The 5,674-nt window shown below is 71.4% G+C and carries 6 protein-coding genes; 2 read left to right on the top strand and 4 right to left on the bottom strand.

Translation table 11 applies throughout. The features are described 5' to 3' along the window. Positions 1-243: 243 nt before the first annotated feature. The 3 genes from H0X00_RS20900 to H0X00_RS20890 all read right to left on the bottom strand — a co-directional run bounded on the left by H0X00_RS20900 (position 244) and on the right by H0X00_RS20890 (position 2,962). A complete protein-coding gene (locus tag H0X00_RS20900) occupies positions 244-1,860 on the bottom strand; it encodes a PEP/pyruvate-binding domain-containing protein (RefSeq protein ID WP_293774480.1) in 1,617 nt (538 codons plus the stop codon). A 99-nt stretch (positions 1,861-1,959) separates the two neighbouring features. Further along, positions 1,960-2,586 carry a hypothetical protein gene (locus H0X00_RS20895; RefSeq protein WP_293774478.1) on the bottom strand — a complete coding sequence of 209 codons (627 nt, stop codon included), beginning with the start codon at positions 2,584-2,586 and terminating at the stop codon, positions 1,960-1,962. A 145-nt stretch (positions 2,587-2,731) separates the two neighbouring features. Further along, entirely contained in the window at positions 2,732-2,962 is a 231-nt protein-coding gene (locus H0X00_RS20890) for a hypothetical protein (protein ID WP_293774476.1), read from the bottom strand. Between the two features lie 53 nt (positions 2,963-3,015). On the opposite strand from H0X00_RS20890, the gene H0X00_RS20885 reads away from it, so the two are divergent. Further along, entirely contained in the window at positions 3,016-3,540 is a 525-nt protein-coding gene (locus H0X00_RS20885; protein ID WP_293774474.1) for a GNAT family N-acetyltransferase, read from the top strand. Positions 3,541-3,620: 80 nt separating this feature from the next. Here the strand turns inward: H0X00_RS20885 and H0X00_RS20880 are convergent, their stop codons facing one another. Then, positions 3,621-4,346, bottom strand: a complete 726-nt coding sequence (locus tag H0X00_RS20880; protein WP_293774472.1) for a TetR/AcrR family transcriptional regulator — start codon at positions 4,344-4,346, stop codon at positions 3,621-3,623. A gap of 74 nt (positions 4,347-4,420) precedes the next feature. Between H0X00_RS20880 and H0X00_RS20875 the strand changes: the two genes are divergently transcribed. Beyond that, positions 4,421-5,674, top strand: a 1,254-nt coding sequence (locus tag H0X00_RS20875) for an NAD(P)/FAD-dependent oxidoreductase (protein WP_293774470.1), incomplete at its 3' end; no start/stop codon positions are given.

Genomic DNA, 5,674 nt, shown 5'->3' with positions numbered 1-5,674 from the left:
CGGCACGCCCGCTAGTCACCACCACTAGTCACCACCGCGAGGCACCACCACTAAGGCACCACCACTAAGGCACCACCCGCCAGACACCAGGCAACACCCGGTAACACCAGCTCCACCCAAGACGACCGCGAAGGTGTCCGCGGTCAGGGCGGCCTAGCCGCCCGTGGAAGGCCCGCCTGCTCCCCGTGCCGGCGGGCCTTCCGCACGTCTCGGGGTCCCCCGTCACCACGCCTGGCGGGGGGGTCAGGCTTCGGCGGCCCAGGACTCGAGGATCGCGAGCTCGGGGAGTTCCCTCGCCAGCGCGGCCTCGCCGGCCGCGGCAGCGCCGGCGCCACTTGACGCATCGTCAGACGCCTCGCCGAGCCAGACCTCGCCGGACTTGCCGTCGATGGTGATGATGTCGCCCGCACTGAACAGCACCGCGCCGTCGGGGCCGAGGGCGGCGGTCTCGGTGACGGTGATGTTCTCGGCGCCGACCACGGCGGGGATGCCCCAGCCGCGAGCGACCACGGCCGCGTGCGAGACCAGGCCGCCGTGGCTGGTCAGGATCCCGACGGAGACGCCCATGCCGTGCACGTCCTCGGGGCTGGTCTCCTCGCGAACCAGGATCAGCGGGTCCTCGGAGGCGTCGGCCTGGTCGGCTGCCTCGTCGGCACTGAACACGGCCTTGCCGGACACCCGGCCCGGGGAGGCACCCAGCCCGGTGGCGATCGCGGGCCCGCCGCCGCCCCCGGTCGAGGCACCGGCGAGGATCTCCGCCCGCGCCGCCGCACGCTGCTCGGAGCTCACGCGGGCGACAGCCTCGGCCTTGGTCAACGAGATCGTGGGGTCATCGACCATCTGGACCGCCGCGCGCACCGCCGCGACCGCGCCACGCTTGGCGACGCGGGTCTGCAGGATCCAGACGTTGCTGCGCTCGATGGTGAATTCGACGTCGCACATGTCGCGGTAGTGCTTCTCCAGTTCGGCGAGGTGACCGGCCAGCACCGTGTCGGTGCCGGGCAGGTGCTCGCCGAGGGTGCTGATGTCCAGCGTGCGCGCGATGCCCGCCACCACGTCCTCACCCTGCGCGCGCGGCAGGAAGTCGCCGTAGGCCGCGTTCGCGCCGGTGTTCGGGTTGCGGGTGAACACCACGCCGGTCCCGGAGGTGTCGCCGTAGTTGCCGAACACCATCGCCTGCACGTTGACGCCGGTGCCGAGGTCCTCATCGATCCCCTCGCGGGCCCGGTAAGACTTGGCCCGCGGGGAGTCCCAGGACTTGAACACGGCCTCGACCGCACCGCGCAACTGCTCGTGCGGGTCGGACGGGACGGAGATGCCGGCGCCGGCGAGCAGGGCCTGCACCGCGGCCAGCTTGGCCTTGGGGTCACCGCCGGGCTCGTGTGCCTCGGCCGGCTCCTTGAGCTCCGCGCCCAGCACCGTGTTGGCGTAGCTCATCAGGAAGCGCCGGTAGGAGTCGTCGGCGAACTCGTCGTCGCCGGAGGCGGCGGTCAGTCCGCGCACGGTCTCGGAGTTCAGCCCGAGGTTGAGGACGGTGTCCATCATCCCGGGCATCGAGAACGCGGCACCGGAGCGGACGGCGAGCAGCAACGGGTCAGCCGGGTCGCCGAACCTGCGGCCCAGCGTCGCTTCGAGCTTGGCCATGTGCTCGGTGATCGCCTCGGTGAGCCCCTCGGGCCAGCCCCCGGCCCGGTAGGCCCGGCAGACCGGGACCGCGATCGTGAAACCCGGCGGCACCGGCATCTTCAGCACCGAGGTCATCTCGGCCAGGCCGGCGCCCTTGCCGCCGAGCAGATCCTTCAGCGAACGCGGCGGTTCGGTGTGCGGGTGGTCGAACGCATAGACCTCGGGCGCGGACATGCAGAACTCCTGTCGGTTATGCGGCTCGTCGAGGGGCATTGGTCGGACAGTATGTCTGGACGGTTCGATTGGTTCAACTGAAGCCTGGAGGCGTCAGCGTCAGTGCCCATCAGCGGCGGTGCGCTCACGGGCGAGGGTGCTGAGCAGGTCCTGGTGCAGTTCCATCCAGGCGTCGTGGTAGCTCTCGTTCATCGGAGCCGCGAACGCCTTGATCTCCCCACCCTGCAGCCGGACCAGCGCCTGGTCGAAGTCGGGGGCATAGCGACCGAAGCGCGGCAGGGCTGCGGCGAGTTCGCCGCACAGCGCGAGCACGCCGGGGTGGGCAACGGCCAGATCCGCGATCACCGCGCCGTCATAGGCCGCGTCGCTGTGGTCGTTCGGGGTCCCCGTCTCCGGGTCGCCGATGATCTGCCACCGCGTGCACAGCGCCTTGAATGGCTCGTTGAGCTCGACGAAGGCGTCGTCCAGGCGCTCGATCTCGGCCTTGGCGCCGGAGGACTGAAGCTCCTCGGCGAGCAGGGCGGCGTGCGCCTCACGGCCGGCCGGCATGAGCATCCAGCCACTGATCCGGCCAGTGCGCTCCTTGACCTCCTCGGCCGCAGCCGCGGCCTGGAGAATCCCGTTGACCTGGTCCGCGGTCAGACCGGTGCGGTGGACGAGTTTCTCCACCGAGAGGAAGCCGGACAGGCGCAGGGCGTGCAGTACGAGCAGGCGATTGGTGTCCATGTCGGGGTATTTTGCCGGACGACCAATGGACCTGTGTGTCCGGTCTCATCTCGACAGTTCTGAGCCGTTCCGAATCGGCTCAGCGAGCCTCAGCGGCGGCTCAGTGACGGCTCAGTGACGGCTCAGTGACGGCTTCAGAGCCCAGCTAGAGGCGGCAGAGCTTCGCGCACGGCAGCGTGAACCGGCGCTTGTCTCCCGAGCTGAAGTCGACGGTCACCGCGGCGCCGTTCTCCAGGGCGTAGACGGTGCCGATGCCGTACGAGTCGTGCGAGACCCGGTCCCCCAGTTCGTAGACCTCCGGCTCCGCCGCCACCTCCGGCGGGCGGTCGAAGGGGCTGACGAAGGATCGGGGCGCTGCTGGTCGACGTGGCTTCACGAGACCATTCTCTGCCAATTTCCCAACTTCCGCGCCACTGATAGGACTGGATCGTGTCCAGATCCCCTCGCGCCGCCGCTCCTGGCGACGTTTCGGCCCTGGTGAAGCTGGTCCATTCCGCCTACCGCGGGGACTCCAGCCGGGCGGGTTGGACCCACGAGGCGGACCTGCTGGACGGCAACCGGATCGACGAGGCGATGCTTCGGGCCGAGCTGGCCGACCCGGCCACCACGCTGCTGCTGATCGAGGACTCCGACGGCTTCCTGGCCTGCTGCGCAGTGACCGATCGCGGCGGCGGCGCCGCCTACTTCGGGACCTTCGCGGTCCGGCCCACCGCGCAGGGGCACGGCACCGGCGACGCCCTGCTCGCGCACGCCGAGGCACACGCCCGCGCCGGCGGCGCGGTCAGGATGGAGATGACGGTCGTCGCCCAGCGCACCGACCTGATCGCCTGGTACCTCCGGCGCGGCTACGCCGCCACCGGCGAGACCCGCCCGTTCCCCTACGGCGACGAACGCTTCGGCCGGCCGCGGGTGGCCGACCTGGCCTTCACCGTCCTGGCCAAGGCGTTGAGGTAGCGGGCCCCGACCCCCCGATAGTGGACTTGAGCACCGGTCCGGCCGCGAAAGCACGTGCTCAACTGCACTATCGGGAGAGTTCAGGTACGCGGCGGCAGGGTGATGTAGGGCAGCGGGACCCGGTCCCCGACCTCGCCGTCGGAGTCGCGCAGGGGCGCGGCGGCGAGGCCCTCGCGGAGCAGCCAGCGGGCCAGTTCGAGCGTCTCGGCGATCTCCTCGTCCGAGAGCCGTAGCCCGTCGGGCTGCAGGCGCAGGCTGATCACGCCGTTCCAGGCGCCCCAGAGGAAGCGGGTCAGCCGGTCGGCATCGACGGGGCGGGCCTCCCCGGCCTCGATCGCGGCGTCGATCTGCCGGGCGAAGCGGTCGAGCAGCAGACCGACGCGATCGCGGACCCGCCCCTCCAGTCCGTCGTCGGCCAGCGCGTCCTCGCCGGGGGCCCGGAAGGCGAGGAACTGGAAGGCGCCGGGGTGGTCGAGGTGGAAGCGCAGGTAGGCGTCCCCACCGGCCAGCACCCGCTGCAGCGGGGTGAAGGCCGGGTCCTCGCCGCGAGCCATGTACTGGGTGAAGAGCTCGAGGGCGTGGTCGACGAGGGTCAGGTAGAGCCCGCGCTTGCCGTCGAAGTGCTGGTAGATCGAGCCGGCCGACATGTCCGCGCGCTCGGCGATCTCCTCGATCCGGGCGGCCTCGAACCCGCGGGCCCGAAAGACCTCCTCGGCCGCGTTCAGGATCGCGGTGCGGGTCCGCGCCCGGCGGCGTTCCCCGCGGGCGGCCGGGCTGGTGTCCAGCGGCACGGCCTCGGCGGTCATAACGAGTAATTTACACGCTCGTTCATTCACTGAACACTCTTGTAAATAACTTGCCACCGGGCCAGGCTGGGGCCATGAGTGAACGGACTGATGTCGTCGTCGTGGGCGCCCGCTGCGCCGGGTCCGCCGCCGCGATCGCGCTGGCGAGCCGGGGCCGGTCGGTGATCGCGCTGGACGTGGCGACCTTTCCGTCCGACACGCTCTCCACCCACCTGTTCTTCCCGAACCACTGGGCCGAGGTGAAGGCGCTCGGGGCACTGGGCCGCGTGATGGCACTCCAGCCGCCGCCGCACACCCGGGCCGGGATCGGGACCGCACGCTCAGAGGTGGTCGGCCCCTACAACGAGTACGAGGGCTTCGCCCACGGCTCCTGCGTGCGCCGACCCGGGCTGGACCTAGCCCTGATCGAGACCGCCCGCGAGACCGGCGCCGAGGTGCGCGAGAAGACCCGGGTCACCGGCTTGCTGCGCGACGCCTCCGGCCGGGTGAACGGCGTCGAGTGGACCGACCACGACGGCGGCACCGGCACCATCGAGGCCAACCTCGTGATCGGCGCCGACGGCCGCCGCTCGACCGTCGGCCGTTTGGTCGGCACCCGGGAGCACCACAGCTTCGACAACGGCCGCCTGATGGCCTTCGCCTACTACCGCGACCCGCGCACCGAGTTGCGCGACCTGGCCATGCAGTGGCGCCAGGACGACGAGCTGGTCACCGTTTTCCCCTGCGACGGCGGGCAGTCGGTCGTCCTGCTGATGCCGCCGGCCTCCCGCGGGCAGGACTTCAAGGACGACGCGATCGAGGCGTTCGAGAAGACCGTGAACCGCATCGAGCCGCTGCGCGAGCGCCTAGTGGGGTGCGAGCGCGAGACCGGGGTCCGGGTCTCGATCAACCACCCCTCGTACTTCCGTCACTCGACCGGCCCGGGCTGGGCGCTGGCCGGCGACGCCGGGCACTTCAAGGACCCGGTCACCGCGCAGGGAATCCGCGACGCGCTGCGCTTCGGGCGTCTGCTCGGCGAGGCCGTCGCCCCGGCGCTGGACGACCGGGCCCGCCTCGACGCCGCGCTCAAGGCCTGGGAGATCGACCGCGACGCCCAGTGCCTGGCGATGTACCAGTGGGCGAACGGCCTCGGCCTGCCCGACGAGGTCTCGCCCATCGAGCACGCCGCCTACGCCTGGTTCGCCGCCCGCCCGGGTGGCCCCAGTGAGGTGCTCGACGTCTTCTCCCGCGCCCGGGACGCGGACCAGGTCTTCACGCCGGCGCGGCTGGTGCGCTGGATCGCGGCCGCCCTGCGCGACCCCGCCACCTCCCGGGCCGGGGTCGCGCGG

This window comes from Sporichthya sp. (genome assembly GCF_013815995.1).
In the GTDB taxonomy this organism is placed as follows: domain Bacteria; phylum Actinomycetota; class Actinomycetes; order Sporichthyales; family Sporichthyaceae; genus Sporichthya.
The sequence above is the reverse complement of the archived record's forward strand: the minus strand, read 5'-3'. Positions and strand labels throughout refer to the sequence as shown.